A 26,223-nucleotide genomic window follows, 5' to 3' on the forward strand; every position below is an offset into this window, starting at 1 on the left:
ACTTTTAAAATTCTATTTTTTTATTCATTCATCAAGTTCATGATTAAAAAAAGCTGATAGATGACCATATGGACACTCTATCAGCTTTTAATATGATATCAAGTTAAATTAGAATTTAACTTTTTCAGTTAAAAATGCTTCTAATTCTGAAATTGGCATACGCACTTGTTCCATTGAATCACGATCACGTACAGTAACTTGTTGATCTTCTAATGAATCAAAGTCAAATGTAATACAGTATGGTGTACCAACTTCATCTTGACGACGGTAACGTTTACCAATTGATTGAGATTCATCAAAATCAATAGAGAAGTTAGCGCTTAATTGTTCAAATACTTTAATCGCTTCGCCAGATAATTTTTTACTTAATGGTAATACAGCCGCTTTATATGGTGCTAATGCAGGATGGAAACGTAAAACCGTTCTAGCTTCTTTGCTTCCTTCAACGCCTTCTTCGTCATATGCATCACATAAAAATGCTAATGTTACACGGTCAGCACCTAAAGATGGCTCTATACAATAAGGGATATATTTTTCGCCAGTCTCTTGATCATGATATTGGAAATCTTCACCAGAGTGCTCGCTATGTTTTTTCAGGTCAAAGTCTGTACGACTTGCAATCCCCCATAATTCTCCCCAACCAAATGGGAAGCGATATTCGATATCTGTTGTAGCGTTAGAGTAATGAGATAACTCATCATCGTCATGGTCACGTAAACGTGTATACGCTTCGCTTAAATGTAAGTCTTTTAACCATTGGCTAGCAAAGTTCTTCCAATAATTTTGCCATTCAATGTCTTCACCAGGTTTACAGAAGAATTCTAACTCCATTTGTTCGAATTCACGTGTTCTAAAGATGAAATTACCAGGTGTAATTTCATTACGGAAAGATTTACCAATTTGTCCAATACCAAATGGTAATTTTTTACGCATCGTACGTTGAACATTTTTATAGTTTACAAAAATACCTTGAGCAGTTTCAGGGCGTAGGAAGATTTCGTTTGTTGAATCTTCAGTCACACCTTGGAATGTTTTGAACATTAAATTGAATTGACGAATATCTGTCCAATTTGCAGTGCCACTTACAGGACAAACGATGCCTTCTTCATCAATGATGCGTTTCATTTCATCGAAGCTAAGACCATCAGCTACAAAGTTTTCATCACCTTTAACATTTAACATGTGATCTTCGATGATTTTATCAGCACGGTAACGAATTTTACTGTCTTTGTTATCGATCATTGGATCATTAAAGTTACCTAAGTGACCAGAAGCTTCCCAAGTTTTCGGATTCATTAAAATAGCCGCATCTATACCAACGTTATATGGAGATTGCGTGATGAATTTTTGCCACCATGCTTTTTTTACATTATTTTTTAGTTCTACACCGAGAGGACCGTAATCCCATGTGTTTGATAAACCGCCATAAATTTCACTACCAGGGAATACAAAACCTCTATGTTTCGCTAATTGGACAATTGTTTCCATATCTTTTGCCATTAAAAAATACACTCCTTTTTTACATAAAAACGCCCCAAGACAAAGAAATGAGCCTGAAAGCTCTATCAAAGTCTTGGGACGAGTTAATCTTTTTTAATCACATATGTATTATGTGCTTATTTAAAAATTTCTTATTAACCCGCGGTTCCACCCAAATTAGTGTGTACACTCGCTTTTGATAATCATTTAATTGTGGCCATTGTTACTTGTTAAGCTTGCACCATCCTTAACTCGCTTCAAATATAATTTTAATGTATTGATGGTTTATAAGCAAGTAAATATATGTATTTGTAGCAATTAAAAATTCAATGTATAATTGAGAAGAATGAGTAAAGGGGTGAAGTCGTATAGAACTGAGTAAAAGGCAACAACAAATAGTTGAGATTGTCAAAAACAATGGACCTATTACAGGTGAGCACATCGCAGAACGACTGAGTTTGACACGTGCAACATTGAGACCTGATTTAGCGATTCTTACTATGTCGGGAATTCTTGAAGCAAGACCACGTGTAGGTTACTATTATTCAGGTAAGCCGAAAAATAAATTGATTGCTGATCAGTTAAAACAATATATTGTAAAAGATTACGCGTCACATCCAGTTGTAGTAAAAAGTGAAATGACTATTTATGATGCGATATGTACTATATTTTTAGAAGATGTAAGCACATTATTCGTCATTAATAATGATGGAGATTTTATAGGCGTTTGTTCCCGTAAAGATTTGTTAAGGGCATCTATGATTGGCGAAGATATACACACTATGCCTGTAAATATAATTATGACACGCATGCCTAACTTACACTTTGTTCTCGAAGACGAGAGAGTTATACATGCTGCAAATCTTATGATAGAAAAGGAAATAGATTCCTTGCCTATAGTGACGAAAAAAGAGAATGGTAAATATGAAGTAAAAGGTCGCGTCTCTAAAACGACAATTAGTAAAATTTTTGTATCATTATTTAACGAATAGGTGGTTATATATATGGAAAATATTAAAATTATAGTCGCATCTGACTCGGTAGGAGAAACAGCTGAATTAGTAGCTAGAGCATGTATATCACAGTTCAATCCAAACCAATGTGATAGTGAAATAAGTAGGTATCCTTATATTGAAGCTTTGGAAAATGTTGATGAAGTGATACAGGTGGCGAAAGATACAGATGCCATTGTTGTATATACGTTGGTTAAGCCCGAAATAAGAAAGTATATGGAAGCAAAATTAAAAGAATTTGAAGTGAAATCTGTAGATATCATGGGTCCACTGATGAATATCTTACTAGATAAAATAGATGATCAACCCTATTTTGAGCCAGGGTTAGTTCATCAATTAGATGAAGCTTATTTCAAAAAAATTGATGCCATTGAATTTGCAGTAAAGTATGATGATGGTAAAGACCCTAAAGGTTTATCAAAAGCGGATATCGTATTGTTAGGTATTTCTCGAACTTCAAAAACACCTCTATCTCAGTATCTTGCACATAAAAGTTATAAGGTGATGAATATTCCTATTGTCCCTGAGGTTACACCACCGGATGAATTATTTAATACAGATGCTTCAAAATGTATTGCCTTAAAAATAAGTGAAGAAAAGTTAAATAAAATTCGTAAGGAGCGCTTAAAGCAATTAGGGCTTGGTGATAGCGCGAGGTATGCTACAGAACAGAGGATTGAAGAAGAACTCAATTATTTTCATGAATTAGTTGATAAAATTGGTTGTCCGATTATTGATGTATCAGACAAAGCAATAGAAGAAACTGCTAATGATATTATCAGTATTATTGAGCAAAATAGTATTAAAAAATAAAGAAAACGATTATAATATTATGACTAATATTTTATAGGTGATTAATTTGCGAATCGAACAATCAACAATAAACGAAATAAAAGACAAGACTGACATACTTGATCTCGTAAGTGAGTATGTGAAATTAGAAAAAAGAGGGCGTAATTATATTGGTTTATGCCCTTTTCATGATGAAAAAACACCTTCTTTTACTGTTTCAGAAGATAAACAAATATGTCATTGCTTTGGCTGTAAAAAAGGAGGGAATGTCTTTCAGTTTACACAAGAAATTAAAGATATTCCTTTTACAGAAGCTGTCAAAGAACTAGGTGAGCGGGTAAATATTAAAGTAGAGACAGACACCCACACAGCTAATAACGAAGCCACGCACCAAGTTGCCTCTGAAGATTTGCAAATGATTGAAATGCATGAACTCATGCAAGAATATTATCACTATGCATTAAAGAAAACAGTCGAAGGTGAAGCAGCGTTAAATTATTTAAAAGAACGTGGGTTTACAGATGCGCTTATTGATGCACGAAAAATTGGTTACGCGCCTAATACTTCGCACTTTTGCCATGACTTCTTGCAGAAAAAAGGCTATGATATCCAATTAGCATACGAAGCGGGTTTGTTATCTAGAAATGAGGAGAACTTTAGTTACTATGATCGTTTTAGAGATCGAATCATGTTTCCTTTAAATAATGCTCAAGGAAGAACGGTAGGTTATTCTGGTAGAACATATACAAATCAAGAACCTAAATATTTAAATAGTCCAGAAACACCTATTTTCCAAAAGCGTAGACTTCTTTATAATGTAGACCAAGCGCGTAAGACAATACGTAAAGTAGATGAAATTATATTACTAGAAGGTTTTATGGATGTCATTAAAGCTGATCAAGCAGGTTTAAAGCAAGTTGTAGCCAGTATGGGAACGCAAATATCACAAGAGCATATAGCGTTTATAAAAAAATTAACTTCAAATGTCACACTTATGTTTGATGGAGATTTTGCAGGTAGTGAAGCCACAATTAAAACAGGACAAGCTTTATTACAGCAAGGGTTTAATGTTTTTGTAGTGCAACTTCCCAAAGATATGGATCCAGATGAATATATTGGTAAACATGGATCTGATGCTTTTAATTACTATGTCGAACACGAAAAAAAATCTTTTATTTTATATAAAGTTCATATTCATCAGGATGAAATTGAGAATAATGATCTAGCATATGAAAGATATTTAAAAGAGATTACAAATGACATTTCTTTAATGAAATCATCTATTCTACGTAAAAAGATATTGCAAGACGTATCTGAATTGTTTAAAGTTAGCTTGGATAGTCTAAATAATGAAGTAGGACACCAACAAGATTATTATGAACCTCAAAATTATCAAATGCCATCACTTCCGCAATTTAATAATCTAAGTAAACAAGAAAAGGCAGAGCGTGCTTTACTTAAACATTTTATGAACGATAAAGACATTTTCTTAAATTATCACAAATCTCTTCAGTTAGAAGACTTTACAAATCAGTTTTTTAAGCGTATATTTAATATTTTACACGAGTTTTACTCTGAAAATGATACGTTCAATATTAGTGATGTATTGCAATACATCGATTCCAATGAAATCAAGGAAGCATTTATATCATTAGACAACTATATGATAAATGAAGAACCATTTGAATATGAAATCGATGACTATATAAATACATTAACAGCTAATAGAAATGAAGAAACGATAGAATCGCTTAATCATAAGCTCCGGGAGGCTTCAAGGTTAGGTGATTTAGAATTGCAAAAATATTATTTAGAAAAAATTGTAAATCATAATAAAAATAGAATGAATTAATTCGATAATGAATATATCTGTATATTAATGGAATTAACAACATGTGTACTAGGGTGTTATTTTGAGTAGATTTCACTTATTGTGTCTTAAAAATATTTTAGTATTCAGTTGATATTATATTCGGGAGGCCATTTCATGTCTGGAAATAAAGTTAAAGTTAAAAAACAAACCATAGACCCATCTCTAACTTTGGAAGATGTAAAAAAACAATTGATTGAAAAAGGTAAAAAAGAAGGTCACCTAAGCCATGAAAAAATTGCAGAGAAAATGCAAAACTTTGAAATGGATTCTGATCAAATGGACGAATTCTTTGACCAACTCACTGATAATGATATTAGTTTAGTGAATGAAAAAGATAGTTCTGATACCGATGATAAATTAAACCCTAATGACTTAAGTGCACCTCCAGGTGTTAAAATAAATGATCCAGTCCGTATGTATTTAAAAGAAATTGGACGTGTGAATTTATTAAGTGCGGCAGAAGAGATTGAATTAGCTAAGAAAATTGAAAAAGGTGATGAAATTGCCAAGTCTCGCTTAGCTGAAGCTAACTTACGTTTGGTAGTTAGTATTGCCAAAAGATATGTAGGCCGCGGTATGTTATTCCTTGACTTAATACAAGAAGGAAATATGGGCTTAATTAAAGCGGTTGAAAAATTTGACTTCAGTAAAGGGTTTAAATTTTCAACTTATGCAACGTGGTGGATTCGTCAAGCAATCACACGTGCAATTGCTGACCAAGCACGTACCATTCGTATTCCAGTTCATATGGTAGAAACAATCAATAAATTGATTCGTGTGCAAAGACAGTTATTACAAGATTTAGGTCGTGATCCAGCACCAGAAGAAATTGGTGAAGAAATGGATTTACCACCTGAAAAAGTTAGAGAAATACTAAAAATAGCACAAGAACCTGTTTCATTAGAAACGCCAATCGGTGAGGAAGATGACAGTCATTTAGGTGATTTCATAGAAGACCAAGAGGCTCAAAGCCCTTCAGATCATGCAGCTTATGAGTTATTAAAAGAACAATTAGAAGATGTTTTAGATACGCTAACTGATCGTGAAGAAAATGTCTTGCGCTTACGTTTTGGCTTAGATGATGGAAGAACTCGTACATTAGAAGAAGTTGGTAAAGTCTTTGGTGTTACAAGAGAACGAATTCGTCAAATAGAAGCTAAAGCACTTAGAAAATTAAGACACCCAAGCAGAAGTAAACGTCTAAAAGACTTTATGGACTAATTTTCCAGCTCTTTTGTACATTGATGTACAAAAGAGCTTTTTACTTTTACATAGAGGAGAACTATTATGATTCCATTAAATCAAAGATTAAAAAAAGTAAGTACCTATATTAAAGGCGATTGTTTGGCTGATATCGGTTCAGATCATGCTTATTTACCTATCTATGCTATTGAAAATAATATTGTCAAAACAGCAATTGCTGGTGAAGTAATTAAAGGACCATATGATGCGTCGAAGCGAAGCGTAAGTGACCATCAATTGAATTCCGTTATAGGTGTAAGGTTAGGCGATGGATTATCTGTGATTGAAGCGAACGATGCTATTTCGTCTATAACGATATGCGGCATGGGTGGGCCTTTAATTGCTAAAATTATTAGTGAAGGTTCCGATAAATTGCAAAATCAGCCTAGATTAATTTTACAAAGCAATATTCAATCTAGTGCGATTAGAAAATGTTTGGCGCAATTAAATTATGAAATTATAGCTGAAGATATATTAGAAGAAAAAGGTCATATATACGAAATTATTGTGGCAGATTTTACTAAACAACAAATTCAATTAACCGAAATTGAGGAGAAATTTGGACCGGAACTTATTATGAATAAAAATCAATTGTTTTATAAAAAGTGGAAGCACGAACTAAACTCACTTTATAAAATAAAGCAAAATTTAAATCCGCAACAGCATCACGATCGCTTAAAAGAAATTGATGAAGAAATTAATTTAATTAATGAGGTGATTTAAATGAATATTGGTAAATTAATGCGAATTATTGATAAACACGTACCATTAAATACTGCAGAATCTTGGGATAATGTTGGTTTACTTATTGGAGACCAAAATGCTAAAGTTGAAGGAATATTAACTGCTTTAGACTGTACCGAAGCAGTTGTTGAGGAAGCAATAACTACGCAAAGTAATACAATCATTTGTCATCATCCACTCATTTTCAAAGGTGTAAAACATATAACTCAGCAAGAAGGTTATGGGGCAATTATACGCAAACTAATCCAAAATGATATTAATCTTATTGCACTTCATACAAATTTGGATGTATACCCTAAAGGTGTTAATGCGATGCTAGCAGATAAATTTGGCTTACAGAATCAACAAATTTTAAATCCAGAAATTGTAAATTACTATAAAGTGCAAGTATTTATACCGAAAGATAATATTGAAACTTTTAAAAATAAAATAAGTGAAGCGGGATTAGCAAAAGAAGGACAATATGAATATTGTTTCTTCGAAAGTTCAGGTACTGGGCAATTCAAACCAGTTGGTGATGCGCATCCTCACCTAGGTGTTTTGAATGAAATTGAGCAGGTTAATGAATATAAATTAGAATTTATGATAGATCAATCACAAAAGAAAGTAACACAACAACTCATTCACACGCACCATCCATACGAAACACCAGTGTACGATTTCATAGAAATGGAAAAAGAAGCAAACTATGGCTTAGGTATGATTGGTGAACTTTCAGAACCGATGACAGTACAAGCGTTTGTTAATTTAGTTAAGTCACAATTAAACATGCCTAGTGTACGTTTTACAGGCAATCAAGACAGCTCAATTCAAACAGTTGCAGTCATAGGTGGTTCAGGTATAGGCTTTGAATATGCTGCAGCGAGTAAAGGTGCTGATATTTTCGTGACTGGAGATATAAAACATCATGACGCTTTAGATGCCAAAATAGCAGGTATCAATTTATTAGATATAAATCATTATAGTGAATATGTTATGAAAGACGGTCTAAACCAGTTATTAACAAAATGGTTATATGATGAAGATATTAAATGTGAAATAAAAACATCGCGTTTAAATACAGACCCGTTTGAATATCTGTAATCATTCATGTCTTTAGCGAGGCATTGAATATACATTATAATGAGTGAAATACAACGAGCATGAGCGCAATCAGTTGAAATGAAATAATAATTTAGTTCAAAATTGTAGATGAATGCTTTATAATAGTAAAGATGAAGATTTAAGGAGGCCAAGACATGGCGAATCACCCATTTGAGAATTTTAATTTAGAACCAAGTCTGATAGATGCTGTGAAGGACTTGAATTTTAGTCAACCGACTGAAATTCAAACGCGAGTAATTCCAAAAATAATAAAACAAGCAAGTTTGATAGGTCAATCGCAAACAGGTACTGGTAAATCACATGCATTTTTATTACCATTAATGCATTCTATTGATATTAATGTAAAAGAACCCCAAGCGATAATTGTGGCGCCTACTAGGGAATTAGCACAGCAATTATTTGATGTAGCAAGTCATTTAGCTAAGTTCAAAAAAGAAGTGTCTGTGAAATTGTTTATTGGTGGAACAGATATAGAGAAAGATCGTCAACGTGCTAAGAGCCAACCACAACTTATTATTGGCACACCAACACGTATTAATGATTTAGCTAAACATGGTGATTTACATGTCCACTTAGCTTCTTATTTAGTCATTGATGAAGCCGATCTAATGATTGACTTAGGTTTAATTGAAGAAGTAGACCATATCGCTTCAAGATTAGATGAAAATACAAATATCGCAGTGTTCAGTGCTACCATTCCAAGATCATTGCATCCATTTTTAACAAAGTATTTAGAAAATCCAGAGTTTATTGAAATAGAAAATACTGAGAAAAATAAGAAAAACATTGAATTTTATTTAATACCAACTAAAGGTGAAGCTAAAGTAGAAAAAACTTTAAAATTAATGGATGTGCTAAATCCATATTTATGTATTATTTTCTGTAATAGTAGAGACAGTGCGGATGAATTAGCGAAACAACTTAATGCTGCTGGAGTTAAACTGGGTATGATTCATGGTGGACTTACACCAAGGGAACGTAAACAACAAATGAAACGTATCAGAAATTTAGAGTTTCAGTTTGTAATCGCAAGTGATCTCGCTTCTCGTGGTATTGATATAGATGGTGTGAGTCATGTAATTAATTTTGACGTGCCAAAAGATATAGACTTTTTCACGCATCGCGTTGGACGTACAGGACGTGGACAATATAAAGGTGTAGCTATTACACTATATAGTCCGGATGAAGAAGCACATGTAGCTTTAATTGAGCAACAAGGATATCATTTTGAGAACGTTGACATAAAAGATAATGAGCTAAAACCAATTAAAGCACATAACACACGTCAAACACGTAAAAATAAAGACGATCATTTAACAAATCAATTAAAATATAAAGTGAAAAGTAACAAGAAAAAAGTTAAACCTGGTTATAAAAAGAAATTCAAACGCGAATTAGATGATTTGAAACAAAAAGAACGTAAGCAATTTAGCAAACGTCAAAATCGACAAGAAAGAAAAAATAAAAAAGGATAGGTGACCTTTATGTTATTAGGCTCTCATGTATCTATGAATGGTAAGAAAATGTTGCAAGGTTCTGCTGAAGAAGCACATAGACTCGGCGAATCTACTTTCATGATTTATACAGGTGCTCCTCAAAACACTAGAAGAAAACCAATCGAAGAATTAAATATTGCAAAAGGTCATGAAATCATGGAGGCACATGGACTATCTAATATTGTAGTTCATGCGCCTTACATTATTAATATTGCAAATACGTTAAAGCCACATGTATTTGAACTTGGAGTCGAATTCCTACAAAGCGAAATCGAGCGCACGCAAGCACTTGGAGCAAAAGATATCGTACTCCATCCAGGTTCTCATGTAGGTGAAGGATCAGAAGTAGGCATAAAAAAAATTATTGAAGGTCTTAATGAAGTTTTAACTAATGATAATAATGTTAGAATTGCTTTAGAAACTATGGCAGGCAAAGGTTCTGAAATTGGAAGAACCTTTGAAGAAATCGCTCAAATTATTGATGGTGTCAACCACAACGAGCGCTTATCAGTATGTTTTGACACATGTCATACACATGATGCTGGTTATAATGTCAAAGAAGACTTTGATGGCGTATTGAATGAATTTGATAAAATTGTGGGCATAGATCGAATAAAGGTTGTTCACGTTAACGATAGTAAAAATGATATTGGTGCGCACAAAGACAGACATGAAAACATAGGGTTTGGATATATTGGCTTTGATGCTTTGAATTATGTAGTTCATCACGATGCCTTTAAAGATATTCCTAAAATATTAGAAACACCGTTTGTAGGAGAAGACAAAAAGAATAAAAAGCCTCCTTACAAACTAGAAATTGAAATGTTAAAACAGCAACAATTCGATCCAGAATTAAAAAACAAATTATTAGCAGAATAATATATTTAAAACTAATCACTTTTACTATATGTATAAAGTGATTAGTTTTTTTGTTAAGTCGTAAACATTACTATTTACATAATGGTTTTCACGTTGTATAGTATTAAACGAGGTGAAAACATGTCTACACCAGTATTCGAATTAAAAAATATTGATTATTATTTTGACAACAAACAAGTACTAGAAAATATAAACATAAAAATCAATCGTGGTGAATTTTTAGCAATTGTTGGACCTAATGGCGCCGGTAAGTCGACTTTGTTGAAAATTATACTTGGATTATTGCCTATACAAAAAGGCCAAATTTATGTTGATGGTACGGATTACAACGGGAGACAATCCACACTAAAAATTAGTTATGTTTCTCAAAAAGCACAGGCATTTAAATCTGGTTTTCCTGCAAGTGTTAAAGAAGTGGTCTTAAGTGGACTAACAAAGCGCAAAAAATTATTGCAATGGTTTAACAAAAAAGATATTTCCAAAGTGAATACTGTATTAAAACGATTAAATATAGAACATTTGATTGATAAAAATATAGCAGAACTATCAGGAGGACAACAGCAACGTGTGCTGATTGCAAGAGCATTGATTAGTAATCCATCTGTACTCATTCTTGATGAACCAACCAGCGGTATTGATGCAAAGCATGTGAGTGAATTTTATGAAACATTAGAGACACTTAAACATGAAGGGGTAACCATTATATTAGTGACTCATGATATTGGAGTAGTGGCTGACACAGCTACAGAAGTAGCTTGTTTAAATAAACATTTACATTTTCATGGTTCAACGGAAGATTTCAAGTCATTGGATGAAGTTGAAATTTCTAAAATATACGGACATCCAATTCAATTTGTTGATCATCAGCATAGTAGGGAGTGTTGTTCATCATGATAGATGCATTAATGAATTTTGATTTCATGCGCTACTCTCTTATTAGTGGTGTGCTTATTGGGCTCATTGCACCACTTATAGGTGCTTTTATTGTCGTACGAAGGTTATCGTTAATAGCAGATGCACTCAGTCACGTTACACTTGGAGGTATATCATTCGGGATGTTCGTTGTGACTGTATTTCCAATGCTTACGTTTATCAACCCGATGTGGTTTGGTATATTATTCGCAATTATAGGAGCGTTACTGATTGAAAATCTTAGAACATCGTATAGTAATTATCAGGAGATTGCTATACCGATTATTATGAGTGCTGGTATCGCATTAAGTGCGATTTTTATATCACTTGCAGATGGCTTTAACCAAGAAATTGTGGGTTTACTATTTGGATCTATTAGTGCGGTGACAAAGAGTGATTTAACGACAATTATCATTATCGTTGTAATTGTACTTATATTCATCCTTTCGCTTTACAAAGAAATGTTTATTCTATCATTCGATGAAGAATACAGTAAGGTTATTGGCATACCTAAATGGATACAGTTCTTGTTTATTATCATAGTTGCTATGGTGATATCAGCATCTATGCGTGTAGTAGGAATTCTGTTGGTTAGTGCTTTAATTACCTTGCCTGTTGCAATTTCTATGAGAATTACAAAAGGATTTAAACAACTTATTATTCTAAGTGTAATTATTGGAGAATTATCTGTCGTTGGTGGTTTAGTGCTAGCGTTTTACATGAATATATCTCCGGGTGGTGTAATTGTAGTATTACTTGTTCTTATTCTTGCGATTACGATGATGTATCAAAAGTTCAAAGTAAGCTCGATGAAAGGTGATGTTAAAAATGAAAACAGAAGAAGCAATTAACATTATTAAAGAACATGGACATAAATATACGAATAAAAGACGCGAAATGTTAGATATATTCGTAGCAGAAGATAAATATATTAATGCGAAACATATTCAACAAAGTATGGATAAAAATTACCCAGGTATTTCTTTTGATACAATTTATCGTAATTTACATTTGTTTAAGAGTTTAGGTATTGTTGAAGGTACTGAGATGGATGGTGAAATGAAATTTAGAATTGCATGTAAGGATCATCATCATCACCATTTTATATGTGAGTCGTGTGGGGATACTAAAGTTATTGATTTTTGTCCAATTGAAGAAGTTAAAAAATATCTGCCAGAAGTGGCTATTCATACTCATAAATTGGAAGTTTATGGCGTGTGTGAATCTTGTCAGCAAGCATAAGCGTGTATTATGTTTGGGTGTGAAAATACACAAATACATCCTTTCTACTTTAGATGAGTTAATTAAACATAGGTCAATAGTATGAATTAGTTAGAATTTTTGAAATTGTTAGCTTATGATGTTTAAAAATAACTAATTTGAGATATACTAATATAGTAACTAAAGATGACAAACATTATTTTATGACAATTTAGTTTAATGCTTTTAAGCATATTGATTGTTGTCATTCATATTACTTGTTATGCTTTATTTAAAGATTAATTAGGAGGATGATTATTTATGGCTTTTGAATTACCAAACTTACCTTATGGTTTCGATGCATTGGAACCACATATTGACAAAGAAACTATGGAAATTCACCATGGCAAACACCATAACACTTATGTAACTAAATTAAACGCAGCAGTTGAAGGAACTGATTTAGAATCTAAATCAATAGAAGAAATTGTTGCTAACTTAGACAGTGTACCAGAAAACATTCAAACAGCTGTTCGCAATAATGGTGGAGGTCACTTAAACCACTCATTATTCTGGGAATTATTAACTCCTAACTCTGAAGAAAAAGGTACTGTAGTAGATAAAATTAAAGAACAATGGGGTTCTTTAGACGCATTTAAAGAAGAATTTGCGAATAAAGCTGCAGCACGTTTCGGTTCAGGTTGGGCATGGTTAGTAGTAAATAACGGTAACTTAGAAATCGTTACTACACCAAACCAAGACAACCCATTAACAGAAGGTAAAACACCTATCCTAGGCTTAGACGTTTGGGAACATGCTTATTACCTTAAATACCAAAACAAACGTCCAGATTATATCGGTGCTTTCTGGAATGTAGTAAATTGGGAAAAAGTTGATGAATTATATAACGCTGCTAAATAATTAAGTAAGCGATTATGACGGCCTTATCAAAGGTCGTCATTTTTTTTAGTAAAATAATAGAAATATTCACTAATTTCATTTATCATTTGTAGTGAGAACTTTTGAATAGAGGTATGTTATTGTGTTGAAAAGATTAAAAGAGAAATCAAATGACGAAAAAATTAGTAATACAATGAATAAGAGAATTGGTTTTATATTTGGCGTTATTGTATTTATATTCGCAGTAATTGTTTTAAGATTAGGCTATTTGCAAATTGCACAAGGTTCTCATTACAAACAACTTATAAAAAATAGTGAAAACTTAACCGTAAATGAAGCCGTGCCTAGAGGACGCATTTTAGATAGAAATGGTAAAGTGCTCGTAGACAATGCGTCGAAAAAGGCAATTACATATACACGTGGTAGAAAAACGTCACAATCTGAAGTGTTGAAAACCGCAAAGGATCTGTCGAAACTAATCAAAATGGATACTATTAAAATTACAGACAGAGATAAACAAGATTATTGGATACAAATTCATCCTAATAAAGCCAAAAGTTTGATGCAATCCGAGCAACAACTGCTTGACGATGGTAGCATTTCTCAAGATGATTACGATAAAGCACTTTATAAAAAAGTGGGTGCCAAACAAACGGACAGCCTGACTAATAAGGATTTACAAATATTAGCAATTTATAGAGAGATGATGGCAGGCTCAACTTTAGACCCACAAACGATTAAAAATGAAGATGTGAGCAATGAAGAATATGCGGCAGTTTCACAAAAACTTTCTGATTTGCCAGGCGTAAATACCACAACAGATTGGGATCGAAAATATCCTTATGACGATACATTGAGAGGCATTTTCGGCGATGTGTCAACCACTGAAGAAGGTATACCTAAAGAGTTAACCGAAAAGTACTTATCTAAAGGATATTCAAGAAATGATCGTGTCGGTAAATCTTACTTAGAGTATCAATATGATGATATTTTAAAAGGAAAAAAGAAAGAAATGAAATACACAACGGATAAATCAGGAGATGTCATTGATTCAAAAGTAATTAACCCAGGTTCTCGCGGTGATGATCTTGTGTTAAGTATAGACATTGACCTTCAGAAAAAAACTGAAAAATATTTAGAGGAACAAATTCAAAAATTACGTAGTGAAGGCGCGAAGGATATGGATAATGCTTTAATAGTTGTTCAAAATCCTAATAATGGTGATATTTTAGCCATGGCTGGTAAACAAATCGACAAGAACGGTGATTTAACTGATTATGATATTGGTACATTTACAGCACAATATGCTGTTGGCTCATCTGTAAAAGGTGGCACATTATTAGCGGGCTATCAAAATAATGCAATTAAAATAGGCGAAGAAATGATTGATGAGCCATTGAAATTTGCTGGTGGTCTATCAAAACATTCATACTTTAACCAAGATGGAAAAGTAAGAATTAATGATAAAGAAGCTTTAATGCATTCATCAAACGTTTATATGTTTAAAACTGCGTTGAAAATGGCAGGCACACCTTATACGCCCAATATGACATTACCATCAGATATTACTACTGCTGGTCAAAAACTACGCAAAGGCTTAAATCAAGTCGGCCTTGGCGTTAAAACGGGTATAGACTTACCGAACGAAACAAGTGGTCAGACTGAACCACTTACTAATAATCCTGGTAACTACCTTGATTTAGCTATTGGTCAGTATGACACTTATACGCCGATGCAGTTATCTCAATATGTTTCTACAATAGGTAACAATGGTTATAGAGTTCAACCACATATTGGATTAGAAGTCAGAAAAGCAACGAATAAAGATACGTTAGGCCCTGTTAAAGAAAAAGTTAAGGGCACAGTATTGAATAAAGTTAATAATTCGCAAGATGAAATTGACGAAGTGAAAGGTGGATTCGACATGGCATTTAATAAAGCGGATGGTACAGGATATCAAAGCTTTAAAGATACTGTCGTACCATCAGCTGGTAAGACAGGGACAGCTGAAGTCTTTCAAGATGGAGAACCTAGAGTTAACTCAACTTATATAGGCTATGCTCCAATTAAAAATCCTAAACTTGCTTTTTCAATCGTATATACAAACCAACCTGTACCGGAACCATGGTTGAATGGTGGAGATTTAGGTAGAGATGTTATTAACTATTATTTTAAAGATGAAAAGAAAGACTAATTAAGTTTTTATCCACTGAATTTAATGAAATACTGATATAGTGGCTTTTATTGAAAAATTAATACTTTTCAATTTTAAGAGTAAATGGTATGATTAATAAGTCGTATTTTGAAAAGGTAAGGAGGAATTAGCATGCGCGTAAACGTAACACTAGCTTGCACAGAGTGTGGAGAAAGAAACTACATTACTAAAAAAAATAAACGTACTAATCCTGAACGTATAGAAATGAAAAAACACTGTGCTCGTGACAACAAACACACAATACACCGTGAAACAAAATAATGATTATTTTAAACCAGATTCTATTTTAGAATCTGGTTATTTTTTTCGTAATATATGAGTTTAGTTCACTTTAAAAGATTGCAGTTTAATGACATTATAATTTAATAACGTTATAATGAGAATAGTATGAACCATGGGAAGGTGTTTTTGTGACTAAACAATCATTACGCCAAGAGAAATTAAAATTAATGAAATCATTTCAATCAAATAGTTATAAAGTTGAATCAGACCACTATCTTGCTGAGCATCTTTATCAAACTAGTGAATATAAAAATGCAAAACGTATAGGCATTGTGTTATCAATGCCACATGAAGTAGATACATATTCTATTATTGAGCATATGTTAAATGATAGGAAAATCGTTTTTGTTCCAGAAACGGATTACGAGCATTGCAGGATGTCGTTTAAAGCACTCAGTCACCTTGAAAGTATTGGCCCAGATGTAAAAGGCATTAATCATGTGACTGTAGAAGCAGATATAACAAACCAACTAGATTTGTTAGTCGTACCTGGCGTAGTGTTTAATACAATCGGATATCGCATAGGATATGGTGGTGGCTATTTTGATAAATTTTTAAGCTTTTATAAGCAATCCACCATTAGTTTGCTTTATGACTTTCAACTCGATGACTTTGAGGTAGAGTCACACGATGAACCTGTTGAAAAATTAATAATTGCGACAACTAAATAATGGAGGCAGAAATGATTACAGAGAAACATTTTTGGAAGTGTATATATACTTGGGTCAAGTATCTAAACTATCATGTCGTGCATCGTAATAAAGACGATAACGAAATATGGTTATCAAATAAGAAAAAGCAGACAATAACCATATTTAAATACGGTGCGAATTCAACTCAAGAAGTTAGATTTGATAAGAGTAGAATTCAAGATCATCAAGCAGACATTACTACTTTTTTAGGTTATCAGCCTAAAAGTTATGAATTATATATATTTACAGATAAAACCTTTACTGATGAGAATTTAGATGAATTACATCCACGGAAATTCAAAGTGAAAATCATTCGGGACGACAAGCAAATAGAAAAAATCATGCCTAACTTTGTGATGAAGAAAATATATAATCGGAATCACAAGCAAACGAAAACATATTTTAAAGAACGTGCTTTAAATAATAATCCGATAGAAAAGCACATGATAAAATTTGCACCAGTTACATATGCATTAATTGTTATTAATATATTGATTTGGTTATCTATGGTATTATTTTTAAATCGTTTTTCGGATTTAAAATTATTAGATGTGGGTGGACTGGTTCATTTTAATGTTGTTCACGGAGAATGGTATAGACTGATTACTTCAATCTTTTTACACTATAATTTTGAGCATATATTGATGAATATGTTAAGTTTATTTATTTTTGGTAAGATTGTAGAATCTATTGTTGGTCATTGGCGGATGTTTACGATTTATATTGTAGCAGGCATATTTGGTAACTTTGCTTCACTATCATTTAATACTGATACCGTTTCAGCTGGCGCTAGTGGTGCCATATTTGGATTGATAGGCGCCATCTTTGCATTTATGTATGTGAGTCAGCAATTTAATCGCAAAATGATTGGTCAGCTACTAATGGTGCTTGTCATTATGATTGGACTTTCATTGTTTATGCAAAACATTAACATTGTAGCTCATATCGGTGGTTTTATGGGTGGTATACTCATAACTTTAATTGGATATTATTATAAGAGAAATCAAAATCGCTTTTGGATTTTAATTATAATTACACTTGCACTATTTGTAGCTTCACAAATTAGAATTTTTACAATTAAAGAAGATAATATTTATAATACGATTATTTCTAATGAAATGAAAAACGGAAATTATAAAGAAGCAAAGACCATGGTTAAACAGACGATAAAAAAGAAATATGCTGATGATGAAACGTATTATTTAAATGGCTTAATTACTACGACATTAAGTTCTAAAGCTGAAGGCATCTCTGATTGGGAGAGAGGCTTAAGATACTATCCAGACTCAGCGATATTGAATTATCAACTTGCAATTGCTAATCGGTCTTTAAGTGATAAAGATAAAGCTAAAAAATACATTAAAGCTGCGCTTAAGGTAGATCCTGGAAATAATGATTATATCAATTTAGATAAAGAATTGAGCGATGACAGTGAACCGAAAGATTGACAATTTTTATGATGTACTTCAACTTTTAAAGCAATTTGGATTTATTATTTATTTTAAAGATAAAAAAGATATGTATGAAATGATGGAACAAGAGATAAAAACGCTATATCAATATGAGTTATTATCTAAAGATGATTATTTGAAGTGTAGATTAATCATTAATCAAAGAAAGATAAGTAAATAAAGTTAAACCTCCCTCATAGCTACGACGGTTATGAGGGTTTTTATTATGATGCTTGTTTGTAAATATGTAACAGTACAGCGTATTGATCTAGAAGCAGCAACTAACTTCAAAATTATTTTATCGATGATTCTTAAATAACTATATAGCATTGAAGCGTCAATTATGACAGTTTGATCTTATTAGGTATTTGAGAATAAAGTAAGAAATACTTGAAAAATAGTACACCTAGGTGTACTATTTAATGGAGGTGATGCAATGAATAGTAAAACATTTGAGCAATTTAATCAATTCCACCATGCTTTTATTCGTATTAACCAACTGATTAATGACGTGATAGAAGAACAGAACATTAATATTTCAAGAGAACAGCTTGGGGTATTTAAATTGTTAATGAAACATAAAACAATGACATTAAAAGATATTGCAGAAAAGCAGGGCGTCTTTAAGACAGCTATTACTAAAAGAGTAAGAAAATTAGAAGAAAAAGGTTTCATAAAAAAAATAAACTCTGATGATAAAAGAGAAAAGTTAATAGAATTGACAGAAGAAGGGTACCAGTTTTATGAAAGTAGACAAAAACTACTTTATGAAGGAATGGCTAAAAAATTAGATATTAGTGATGAAGAAGTAGATGAGTTAAGTAAGTATTTAGAAGAAATCAATAATATAATAAAAATAAAGGAGACAAAAAATGAATAAAAAAATAAAAATTCATATTTTGCATACTGGCAGTGTTATAGTTGATGAAGCATTGCCATTTGGTTATTCGGATAATAGACCCTTAGCATGGACTGGGTTATTCCGTTCGAAGAAACATTTAGTAAAATTACCTGTTTCTGTTTATTTGATTGAGCATCCTAAAGGGTTAATATTGATAGATACAGGGTGGCATACCGATAACAGAACTAAGCAAATTAGGAATTTGTTGTTTCAATATCCGGTTAATAAAGCTGAATTACCCAAAGGCGCAGCTGTTCATGAGCAATTAGAAAAATTAGGCTATCAAACGAGCGATATTGATTATGTATTAATGAGTCATATGCACTGTGACCATGCAGACGGTTTACGACATGTAAAAGATGCCAAAAATATATTACTTAGTGAAGAAGAGTATGACGCAATTAAAAAAGATAAGTTACATTACTTACCGCATGAATGGAAAGGTGTTGATATACAAACATTTAGTTTAAAAAAATCTGATATAGGCCCCCAAAATAAATCATTTGATTTGTTTGAAGATGGCAGTATTCAGATGGTTTGGGCACCAGGTCATAGTAAAGGGCTTTCTTCTACTATTGTAAAAAGCTTGGATAGCGATGAATTTATATTGTTAGCTTCAGATGTTGGTTATGCTGCTGAGTCTTGGAAAAAGAATGTTACACCAGGCGTCTTAGTTGATAAGAAAGAAGCACAACACTCATTAGATTGGGTAAGACATACAATTGACGATCCAAATTGTAGAGAAGCTATTGCCAATCACGATCCAAATATTACACCACATGTTATTGAAATATAGTGAATGACATAAAAATACCAACTTACGGAATGATTTATTAAAATCTAAACGAAGTAAAATCACTATTTACTAGCTGCTTATTTCCTGGATATTACGGGAGAGAAGCAGCTTAATTTTTGATTTTTTAAACAATAGTTAGATTAGCTAAGCGCGTTATTTACATAGAATATTACCTAGTTGACTTTATTAGTTAATGATTATTTCATTACATAGTTCAATAGTACTTTCAACCATGCAATAATGATTTGCTTTTTTACATAATTTCTAAATTTTAACGATACTTATAGTCATTTTCAATAAATTGGAGCCAGTTCAACTACAAAGATGTTTTTTTCATCACAAAGGTCACTTTAATTTATTGAAAACATAATATTAGAATCTATTATTATTGCAATTATGAAACAAATAATATTAAAATAGATGTATATGCCTTATTACAATGAACTTACTTTGTTATTGTCTTAATAATAGCTTATAGTAGGAGACATAAACAATTTTGTCATTATTAAAATGAAATTGATTTTAAAGGCAAATTAAGAAGTGAAATATTCTAAAACAGTTAAAAGCAATGAAATGTATATATAGAGAAAGCTTCTCAAAACGTTGATTTGATAGCTTTAATTAAACTGTAGTGAAATACTATAAAATCCAATTTAAAAATAGAGAAGGATGAGTAAATAAATGAAAAAAATTATATTAGCAGCAGATATTGGTGGAACAACATGTAAATTAGGTATCTTTGATGGAAATCTAGAGCGCATATCTAAATGGACTATAGATACTGATACATCTGATTCGACAGGATATTTACTTTTGAAAAATATTTACGATTCTTTCGTACAACAAGTAGATGATTCAGAATATACTTTTTCAGATGTTTTAGGCGTGGGTATTGGCGTACCAGGTCCAGTAGACTTTGAATCAGGTATTGTACATGGTGCAGTCAATTTATATTGGAGTGACAATGTAGATGTGAGAAGTATATTCAAACAATTTGTGGATTGTCCTGTCTATGTAGATAATGATGCTAATGTAGCTGCATTAGGGGAAAAACATAAAGGAGCTGGACAAGGCGCCGATGATGTTGTTGCGATTACATTAGGTACAGGCCTTGGTGGTGGTATTATTTCTAATGGAGAAATCGTACATGGTCACAATGGATCTGGTGCTGAAATTGGTCATTTTAGAGTAGATCATGACCAACGTTTTAAATGTAATTGTGGTAAGTCAGGCTGTATCGAAACCGTAGCTTCTGCAACTGGTGTAGTTAATTTGGTTAATTTTTATTATCCGAAGTTAACATTTAAATCATCTATCTTGCAGTTGATTAAAGATAATAAAGTTTCGGCTAAAGCAGTATTTGATGCAGCTAAAGCGGGTGACCAGTTCTGTATCTTTATCACTGAACGTGTAGCCAATTATATAGCTTACTTATGTAGTATCATTAGTGTTACAAGTAATCCTAAATATATTGTTTTAGGTGGCGGTATGTCTACAGCAGGATTGATTTTAATTGAAAATATCAAAACTGAATATCATAATTTAACATTTACACCAGCACAAGATGAAACTGAAATTGTTCAAGCGCAACTTGGAAATGATGCTGGTATTACCGGCGCAGCAGGATTGATTTATACTTATATTATTGAAAAGGAAGGTGTTAAGTAATGGCTATTGTTGATGTTGTTGTTATACCTGTAGGTACAGATGGACCGAGTGTTAGTAAATATATTGCAGAAATACAAACAAAATTAAAAGAGTTTAAAGCGCAAGGCAAGATTGATTATCAACTAACACCGATGAACACACTTATAGAAGGCGAATTAAAAGATTTATTCGAAGTTGTACAAGCGATACATGAGCTTCCGTTTGATAAGGGATTGGATCGTGTTTGTACGAATATCAGAATTGATGACCGCCGTGATAAATCACGTAAGATGAACGATAAAGTTAAAGCTGTGCAAGACCATCTCACTGATGGAGGCAAATAAAATGAGAATTTCCAGTTTAACATTAGGGCTAGTTGATACGAATGCGTATTTTATCGAGAATGATGAACAAGTCATTCTCATAGATCCAGCTAGTGAAAGCGAACAAATCATTAAAAAGTTAAATCAAATCAATAAACCATTACAAGCAGTGTTGTTGACACATGCACATTTCGATCACATAGGCGCTTTAGATGATATCGTTAATAAATATAATGTTCCTGTATATATGCATAAATCAGAATTTGATTTTTTAACTGATACTGAAAAAAATGGTTCTTCGAAATTCAAACAATATGGGATGCCGTCAATGGTTAGTAACGTTACTCCGACAGCATTAGATGAAGGACAAGCACAGGTTGCAAACTTTGAATTTCAAGTATTACATACACCTGGTCATTCTCCTGGTAGTTTAACATTTGTATTCGATGAATTTGCAGTGGTTGGAGATACTTTGTTTAAACAAGGTATTGGTAGAACGGATTTATATAAAGGTGATTATGAGACATTGGTAGATGCGATACAAGATAAATTATTTTCGCTTGAAGATGATTTACCATTATTCCCAGGACATGGAGATTATACAACCGTTGAAGATGAGCAATTAAACCCTTATTTGCATGGTTAACATTACTAGCTTCACTTTATAATCCTATACCTAGCGCAAATCTATTCAGCATAATAGCTAAGTATTAAATAATATAATTTTATATAAAGTAATTGCATCACCTCCTGCGTGTATAAATGTAGGAGGTGATTTTTTGAAGCTATTGTTTAAAAACGTAATTAATAAAGCAATAGATAGCGAGACGACTGATGTTCATTTCATTCCTTCCGAACAGGAGGTCTATATCAAGTTTAGAATACAAGACAATTTAATATTACAGGACACAATTCAATTAGAACTTTATAGAAAGTTACTCACTTACATGAAATATCAAGCTGGCTTAGATGTTTCCAATCATAATACAGCACAAAGTGGAAGATATATCTACAAAATGAAGCAATTATTTTACTTAAGAATCTCGACATTACCTTTGTCTTTAGGAAATGAAAGCTGTGTAATTAGAATCATCCCTCAATATTTTCAAAAGCAAAGTCACGGTAGTGGTATTAAAAGTTTGTATAGGTTAATGAATAAGAAACAAGGACTTATTTTATTTAGTGGTCCTACTGGATCAGGAAAAAGTACGTTAATGTATCACATGGTAATGTACGCAAAAGAACAATTAGACTTAAATATCATCACGGTGGAAGACCCAGTAGAGCAGCTAATCAAAGGTGTGACACAGGTTTCAATAAATGAAAAGGCTGGTATTAATTATGAAACGTCTTTTAAAGCGATATTAAGGTGTGATCCAGATGTGATTCTTATTGGTGAGATAAGAGATGCCTCCATAGCGAAATATGTTATTCAAGCGAGTTTAAGTGGGCATTTAGTACTATCCACAATTCATGCTAATGACTGTAAAGGCGCCTTATTAAGGTTAAGAGAAATGAATATCAGTGTTCAGGAAATCTGCCAATCTATAAAAAGCATCATTAACCAAAGACTGGTTACCACATCGCAACATAATAGAAAGTTAATATATGAGCAGCTAAACCAACAAGATATTAATTATTTTTTTGACAACAATCACTCATTACCTAAAGATTTCAATAACTTATCTTATTACTTAAACAGAATGTCGAGAGCAGGTGTTATTTGTGAAGAGACCGTGGATCGATATATTTAACTTATCAAGATTTCAGAGGCTTAATGATAAGGATCAAATAGAATTAATCCACAGGTTATATGACTTGCTGAATCATGGATTTACCTTGTCGGAATCATTTGAGTTTTTATTTAAACATATAAAGATAAAATCTGCATTAGTCTCACAAACTATTCTCACGGAATTAAGAAATGGAGCAAATTGTTATCAAATACTAAAAATACTAAAGTATCCCAATACTGTTGTCATGCTAATATACTTTGCTGAAATGTTTAGTGATTTAAGTGAAAGCTTAATGTATGCGCAAGATTATCTTGCTAGAAATTATAAAGCAAAACAGTCATTAATCAAGACTGTGCAATATCCTGTAGTATTAATGACAGTATTTATAACTATGCTTGTAGTCTTAAACCATACTATCATTCCAGAATTTCACGACCTATATGAAAGTATGGATGTTCAAATATCAACTGTACAATTTTATTTAACTCAAACTATTGTTAATTTACCCTCTATCCTATGCTACTTTATATTCATGGTATTATTGATTATTGTGATAGTAAAAATCCTATATCGTAAATTGCCAATAAAGTATAAACATCAATTTGTTTTAACTGTCCCTATATTAAGTAAAATATTTAAACTTTATAAGACATACCGTATTGCGTCAGAATTTTCTTTATTCTATAAAAATGGCATTAATTTACAAAAAATAGTGGATATATATACGCATCAAAGTGATGATGCATTTTTAAAATATTTAGCAAATGAAATTAAAATTGGAACGCAAAAAGGATACAACCTTAGTGAAACATTGACTCGTGTATCTTGTTTTGAAAAAGAACTCATTTTATTTATAAAAGAAGGGGAGAAGAAAGGGCGACTTGATATTGAATTGAAACTATACAGTGAAATGATATTATCTAAAATAGAAAAATATCTTCAATTTCTTATAAAATTTATACAGCCTTGTATTTTTACGTTATTAGCTTTTTTTATTATATCTTTGTATTTAGTCATTATGTTACCTATGTTTGATTTAATGCAAACAATCAAGTAAATAAAGGCAAGGAGTATTGGAATATGAAAAAACAATTTAAAATTTTTAACAAAGATGCTTTTACATTAATTGAAATGTTGCTAGTACTACTCATTATTAGTTTATTATTAATTTTAATTATTCCAAATATTGCAAAACAATCTAAACATATACAAGCTACAGGTTGTGAAGCGCAACTTAAAATGATAGACAGCCAAATAGAAGCTTATACATTAAAATTCAATAAAAAACCTACATCTATAGACGATTTGGTCACTGAAGGCTACATAAAAGAAAATCAGAAACAATGTAAGTCAGGTGCTATGATAACAATTAGTAATGGTGAAGCTATTGCGAACTAGCAAAGCATTTACTTATATAGAAATGGTGTTTGTACTTGCTATCGTAAGTATATTACTTATTTTACAATTCAAATATATTCCCACTAATCAAACAGTGACTTTTACAAACCATAAATTTTTAAACAATTTAATCATGCAGTTTAATTATTTGAAGGCTAAAGCAATAAAAGATAATTTACCAATAACTTTAATCTTCAATGATTTCTCAAAAGAAATCATTTTGAATGAACCCAATCATCCTCGTACTACTATAAAGTTAAAAGAAAACAGCTTTATACACCCCCGCACTAATATAAAGTATTTAACCTTTGATAAAAATGGTCATATAAATAAATTTGGAACTGTGTATATAGCATGTAATGACCAACTTTATAAAATTATATTTCACATTGAAAAAGGTCGTGTTCATTATGAAGAAGTTTAAGTTAGAAGCTTCTTTATTACTAGATGCATTAATATCCTTTTCACTTGTTACAAGTATATGCTTAATCTTTTTACCTCTATTACTTCAATTGAATGATACTGTTAAGGACAAATTGAATGAAATTGAAATGAAACGCATTTTACTTAATACGTTATATCATAATAACTATAAAGCGTTAAGTCGCGGTATATTAGTAGATGATTACTACCTGATACTGAGTAATAAAAAATTATGTATAACAAAGAAGGCATCTAAAAGTGAGATTTGTTATCAAGTACAATATTAAAGCATTTACCTATATTGAATTACTATTTTCGCTAATGATTACAGTTATTATTTTATCTGCTATTCCAAGTTTAATTAAAACAACTACATTATTAAAACCTCAGCACCTATATCATATAAATACTGAAATTGAATTCTTTGCAAGAGATTTAACTAACGATTTAATAGCATTAAGAAGTGGAACGATGCATACAAAGGCAAATGGAAAACATTTACTGTTTTCAAATGGTGAAAAAGAAATAAGCTATGAGTTGAAAAATAATAAAATTATTAAAACAATTCAGGGGCGAGGTAATATTACAATGTTAAATAATGTAACAGCAATCAACTTTGAAATATTAAAGCTGAAAACAATAAAGATAACGTTGAAAATCTTTGAAGAAGGTTATGTTATTGAAAAAGAAATATATTTATAATATTCCAGCTTATTTATATCCTT

At 31.9% G+C, this 26,223-nt stretch carries 29 protein-coding genes; 28 read left to right on the forward strand and 1 reads right to left on the reverse strand.

Features of this window, described 5'->3' with window-relative positions:
* Nucleotides 1–108 precede the first annotated feature (108 nt).
* Nucleotides 109–1,500, reverse strand: a complete 1,392-nt coding sequence (locus tag QMO72_RS06735; protein WP_103267965.1) for a glycine--tRNA ligase — start codon at nucleotides 1,498–1,500, stop codon at nucleotides 109–111.
* Between the two features lie 347 nt (nucleotides 1,501–1,847).
* On the opposite strand from QMO72_RS06735, the gene ccpN reads away from it, so the two are divergent.
* From ccpN to comGF, 28 genes are all read left to right on the forward strand, one after another.
* Nucleotides 1,848–2,471: a transcriptional regulator CcpN gene (gene ccpN, locus QMO72_RS06740; RefSeq protein ID WP_073504318.1), complete on the forward strand. Its 624-nt coding sequence runs from the start codon at nucleotides 1,848–1,850 to the stop codon at nucleotides 2,469–2,471.
* A 12-nt stretch (nucleotides 2,472–2,483) separates the two neighbouring features.
* On the forward strand, nucleotides 2,484–3,305 hold the full coding sequence (locus QMO72_RS06745) for a pyruvate, water dikinase regulatory protein (RefSeq protein WP_069823943.1): 822 nt from the start codon (nucleotides 2,484–2,486) through the stop codon (nucleotides 3,303–3,305).
* Between the two features lie 46 nt (nucleotides 3,306–3,351).
* Nucleotides 3,352–5,136, forward strand: a complete 1,785-nt coding sequence (dnaG, locus tag QMO72_RS06750) for a DNA primase (protein ID WP_069823944.1) — start codon at nucleotides 3,352–3,354, stop codon at nucleotides 5,134–5,136.
* Nucleotides 5,137–5,271: 135 nt separating this feature from the next.
* Complete coding sequence (rpoD, locus tag QMO72_RS06755) at nucleotides 5,272–6,378, forward strand: RNA polymerase sigma factor RpoD (protein ID WP_069823945.1); 1,107 nt, start codon at nucleotides 5,272–5,274, stop codon at nucleotides 6,376–6,378.
* A gap of 66 nt (nucleotides 6,379–6,444) precedes the next feature.
* Entirely contained in the window at nucleotides 6,445–7,122 is a 678-nt protein-coding gene (locus tag QMO72_RS06760; protein ID WP_103267780.1) for a tRNA (adenine(22)-N(1))-methyltransferase, read from the forward strand.
* The gene (locus QMO72_RS06765) at nucleotides 7,123–8,226 is read left to right on the forward strand and encodes a Nif3-like dinuclear metal center hexameric protein (RefSeq protein WP_103267781.1); all 1,104 of its coding nucleotides are present in this window, start codon (nucleotides 7,123–7,125) and stop codon (nucleotides 8,224–8,226) included. It abuts the gene before it with no gap.
* Between the two features lie 155 nt (nucleotides 8,227–8,381).
* Nucleotides 8,382–9,722 (forward strand): DEAD/DEAH box helicase, encoded by a 1,341-nt coding sequence (locus tag QMO72_RS06770; RefSeq protein WP_073504323.1) that lies wholly within the window; start codon nucleotides 8,382–8,384, stop codon nucleotides 9,720–9,722.
* A gap of 9 nt (nucleotides 9,723–9,731) precedes the next feature.
* Nucleotides 9,732–10,622, forward strand: a complete 891-nt coding sequence (locus tag QMO72_RS06775) for a deoxyribonuclease IV (RefSeq protein ID WP_103267782.1) — start codon at nucleotides 9,732–9,734, stop codon at nucleotides 10,620–10,622.
* A gap of 120 nt (nucleotides 10,623–10,742) precedes the next feature.
* The gene (locus QMO72_RS06780; protein ID WP_103267783.1) at nucleotides 10,743–11,516 is read left to right on the forward strand and encodes a metal ABC transporter ATP-binding protein; all 774 of its coding nucleotides are present in this window, start codon (nucleotides 10,743–10,745) and stop codon (nucleotides 11,514–11,516) included.
* Nucleotides 11,513–12,385 (forward strand): metal ABC transporter permease, encoded by an 873-nt coding sequence (locus QMO72_RS06785; protein WP_069823950.1) that lies wholly within the window; start codon nucleotides 11,513–11,515, stop codon nucleotides 12,383–12,385. The genes QMO72_RS06780 and QMO72_RS06785 overlap by 4 nt, the downstream gene beginning before the upstream one ends.
* The gene (locus tag QMO72_RS06790) at nucleotides 12,363–12,776 is read left to right on the forward strand and encodes a Fur family transcriptional regulator (RefSeq protein WP_069823951.1); all 414 of its coding nucleotides are present in this window, start codon (nucleotides 12,363–12,365) and stop codon (nucleotides 12,774–12,776) included. The genes QMO72_RS06785 and QMO72_RS06790 overlap by 23 nt, the downstream gene beginning before the upstream one ends.
* Nucleotides 12,777–13,055: 279 nt before the next feature.
* On the forward strand, nucleotides 13,056–13,655 hold the full coding sequence (locus QMO72_RS06795; protein ID WP_046836552.1) for a superoxide dismutase: 600 nt from the start codon (nucleotides 13,056–13,058) through the stop codon (nucleotides 13,653–13,655).
* A gap of 121 nt (nucleotides 13,656–13,776) precedes the next feature.
* Nucleotides 13,777–15,828, forward strand: a complete 2,052-nt coding sequence (locus QMO72_RS06800; protein ID WP_069823952.1) for a peptidoglycan D,D-transpeptidase FtsI family protein — start codon at nucleotides 13,777–13,779, stop codon at nucleotides 15,826–15,828.
* 132 nt (nucleotides 15,829–15,960) lie between these two features.
* Nucleotides 15,961–16,110, forward strand: coding sequence for a 50S ribosomal protein L33 (gene rpmG, locus QMO72_RS06805; protein WP_069823953.1), 150 nt, complete (start codon nucleotides 15,961–15,963; stop codon nucleotides 16,108–16,110).
* Nucleotides 16,111–16,259: 149 nt separating this feature from the next.
* Entirely contained in the window at nucleotides 16,260–16,802 is a 543-nt protein-coding gene (locus QMO72_RS06810; RefSeq protein ID WP_103267784.1) for a 5-formyltetrahydrofolate cyclo-ligase, read from the forward strand.
* A gap of 11 nt (nucleotides 16,803–16,813) precedes the next feature.
* Nucleotides 16,814–18,271, forward strand: a complete 1,458-nt coding sequence (locus tag QMO72_RS06815; protein WP_103267785.1) for a rhomboid family intramembrane serine protease — start codon at nucleotides 16,814–16,816, stop codon at nucleotides 18,269–18,271.
* A complete protein-coding gene (locus QMO72_RS06820; RefSeq protein WP_069824404.1) occupies nucleotides 18,255–18,455 on the forward strand; it encodes a YqgQ family protein in 201 nt (66 codons plus the stop codon). The genes QMO72_RS06815 and QMO72_RS06820 overlap by 17 nt, the downstream gene beginning before the upstream one ends.
* 255 nt (nucleotides 18,456–18,710) lie before the next feature.
* Nucleotides 18,711–19,154 carry a MarR family winged helix-turn-helix transcriptional regulator gene (locus QMO72_RS06825; RefSeq protein ID WP_103267786.1) on the forward strand — a complete coding sequence of 148 codons (444 nt, stop codon included), beginning with the start codon at nucleotides 18,711–18,713 and terminating at the stop codon, nucleotides 19,152–19,154.
* Entirely contained in the window at nucleotides 19,147–19,971 is an 825-nt protein-coding gene (locus QMO72_RS06830; protein ID WP_103267787.1) for an N-acyl homoserine lactonase family protein, read from the forward strand. The genes QMO72_RS06825 and QMO72_RS06830 overlap by 8 nt, the downstream gene beginning before the upstream one ends.
* A gap of 681 nt (nucleotides 19,972–20,652) precedes the next feature.
* The gene (locus tag QMO72_RS06835; protein ID WP_103267788.1) at nucleotides 20,653–21,639 is read left to right on the forward strand and encodes a glucokinase; all 987 of its coding nucleotides are present in this window, start codon (nucleotides 20,653–20,655) and stop codon (nucleotides 21,637–21,639) included.
* Nucleotides 21,639–21,962, forward strand: coding sequence for an MTH1187 family thiamine-binding protein (locus QMO72_RS06840; protein ID WP_046836546.1), 324 nt, complete (start codon nucleotides 21,639–21,641; stop codon nucleotides 21,960–21,962). Before QMO72_RS06835 ends, QMO72_RS06840 begins: the two co-directional genes overlap by 1 nt.
* A 1-nt stretch (nucleotide 21,963) precedes the next feature.
* Nucleotides 21,964–22,587, forward strand: coding sequence for an MBL fold metallo-hydrolase (locus QMO72_RS06845; RefSeq protein ID WP_103267789.1), 624 nt, complete (start codon nucleotides 21,964–21,966; stop codon nucleotides 22,585–22,587).
* Nucleotides 22,588–22,720: 133 nt separating this feature from the next.
* Nucleotides 22,721–23,695, forward strand: a complete 975-nt coding sequence (comGA, locus tag QMO72_RS06850) for a competence type IV pilus ATPase ComGA (protein WP_103267790.1) — start codon at nucleotides 22,721–22,723, stop codon at nucleotides 23,693–23,695.
* Nucleotides 23,667–24,734, forward strand: a complete 1,068-nt coding sequence (gene comGB, locus QMO72_RS06855; protein WP_103267791.1) for a competence type IV pilus assembly protein ComGB — start codon at nucleotides 23,667–23,669, stop codon at nucleotides 24,732–24,734. Before comGA ends, comGB begins: the two co-directional genes overlap by 29 nt.
* Before the next feature lie 23 nt (nucleotides 24,735–24,757).
* Nucleotides 24,758–25,075 carry a competence type IV pilus major pilin ComGC gene (comGC, locus tag QMO72_RS06860; protein WP_107554245.1) on the forward strand — a complete coding sequence of 106 codons (318 nt, stop codon included), beginning with the start codon at nucleotides 24,758–24,760 and terminating at the stop codon, nucleotides 25,073–25,075.
* Complete coding sequence (comGD, locus tag QMO72_RS06865) at nucleotides 25,056–25,499, forward strand: competence type IV pilus minor pilin ComGD (protein ID WP_286093269.1); 444 nt, start codon at nucleotides 25,056–25,058, stop codon at nucleotides 25,497–25,499. The genes comGC and comGD overlap by 20 nt, the downstream gene beginning before the upstream one ends.
* Nucleotides 25,486–25,785 (forward strand): hypothetical protein, encoded by a 300-nt coding sequence (locus QMO72_RS06870; RefSeq protein ID WP_103266285.1) that lies wholly within the window; start codon nucleotides 25,486–25,488, stop codon nucleotides 25,783–25,785. Before comGD ends, QMO72_RS06870 begins: the two co-directional genes overlap by 14 nt.
* Nucleotides 25,757–26,200, forward strand: a complete 444-nt coding sequence (comGF, locus tag QMO72_RS06875; RefSeq protein ID WP_286093165.1) for a competence type IV pilus minor pilin ComGF — start codon at nucleotides 25,757–25,759, stop codon at nucleotides 26,198–26,200. The genes QMO72_RS06870 and comGF overlap by 29 nt, the downstream gene beginning before the upstream one ends.
* The last annotated feature ends 23 nt before the right edge of the window (nucleotides 26,201–26,223 follow it).

This window comes from Staphylococcus casei (genome assembly GCF_030294405.1).
Lineage (GTDB): Bacteria > Bacillota > Bacilli > Staphylococcales > Staphylococcaceae > Staphylococcus > Staphylococcus succinus.

Excerpts from the sequence above, each read along its gene's own strand:
- QMO72_RS06735 (WP_103267965.1), bottom strand. The coding sequence starts at position 1,500 with ATGGCAAAAGATATGGAAACAATTGTCCAATTAGCGAAACATAGAGGT.
- QMO72_RS06745 (WP_069823943.1), top strand. The coding sequence starts at position 2,484 with ATGGAAAATATTAAAATTATAGTCGCATCTGACTCGGTAGGAGAAACA.
- rpoD (WP_069823945.1), top strand. The coding sequence starts at position 5,272 with ATGTCTGGAAATAAAGTTAAAGTTAAAAAACAAACCATAGACCCATCT.
- QMO72_RS06760 (WP_103267780.1), top strand. The coding sequence starts at position 6,445 with ATGATTCCATTAAATCAAAGATTAAAAAAAGTAAGTACCTATATTAAA.
- QMO72_RS06765 (WP_103267781.1), top strand. The coding sequence starts at position 7,123 with ATGAATATTGGTAAATTAATGCGAATTATTGATAAACACGTACCATTA.
- QMO72_RS06770 (WP_073504323.1), top strand. The coding sequence starts at position 8,382 with ATGGCGAATCACCCATTTGAGAATTTTAATTTAGAACCAAGTCTGATA.
- QMO72_RS06775 (WP_103267782.1), top strand. The coding sequence starts at position 9,732 with ATGTTATTAGGCTCTCATGTATCTATGAATGGTAAGAAAATGTTGCAA.
- QMO72_RS06780 (WP_103267783.1), top strand. The coding sequence starts at position 10,743 with ATGTCTACACCAGTATTCGAATTAAAAAATATTGATTATTATTTTGAC.
- QMO72_RS06785 (WP_069823950.1), top strand. The coding sequence starts at position 11,513 with ATGATAGATGCATTAATGAATTTTGATTTCATGCGCTACTCTCTTATT.
- QMO72_RS06790 (WP_069823951.1), top strand. The coding sequence starts at position 12,363 with ATGAAAACAGAAGAAGCAATTAACATTATTAAAGAACATGGACATAAA.
- QMO72_RS06795 (WP_046836552.1), top strand. The coding sequence starts at position 13,056 with ATGGCTTTTGAATTACCAAACTTACCTTATGGTTTCGATGCATTGGAA.
- rpmG (WP_069823953.1), top strand. The coding sequence starts at position 15,961 with ATGCGCGTAAACGTAACACTAGCTTGCACAGAGTGTGGAGAAAGAAAC.
- QMO72_RS06815 (WP_103267785.1), top strand. The coding sequence starts at position 16,814 with ATGATTACAGAGAAACATTTTTGGAAGTGTATATATACTTGGGTCAAG.
- QMO72_RS06825 (WP_103267786.1), top strand. The coding sequence starts at position 18,711 with ATGAATAGTAAAACATTTGAGCAATTTAATCAATTCCACCATGCTTTT.
- QMO72_RS06830 (WP_103267787.1), top strand. The coding sequence starts at position 19,147 with ATGAATAAAAAAATAAAAATTCATATTTTGCATACTGGCAGTGTTATA.
- QMO72_RS06835 (WP_103267788.1), top strand. The coding sequence starts at position 20,653 with ATGAAAAAAATTATATTAGCAGCAGATATTGGTGGAACAACATGTAAA.
- QMO72_RS06840 (WP_046836546.1), top strand. The coding sequence starts at position 21,639 with ATGGCTATTGTTGATGTTGTTGTTATACCTGTAGGTACAGATGGACCG.
- QMO72_RS06845 (WP_103267789.1), top strand. The coding sequence starts at position 21,964 with ATGAGAATTTCCAGTTTAACATTAGGGCTAGTTGATACGAATGCGTAT.
- comGC (WP_107554245.1), top strand. The coding sequence starts at position 24,758 with ATGAAAAAACAATTTAAAATTTTTAACAAAGATGCTTTTACATTAATT.
- QMO72_RS06870 (WP_103266285.1), top strand. The coding sequence starts at position 25,486 with ATGAAGAAGTTTAAGTTAGAAGCTTCTTTATTACTAGATGCATTAATA.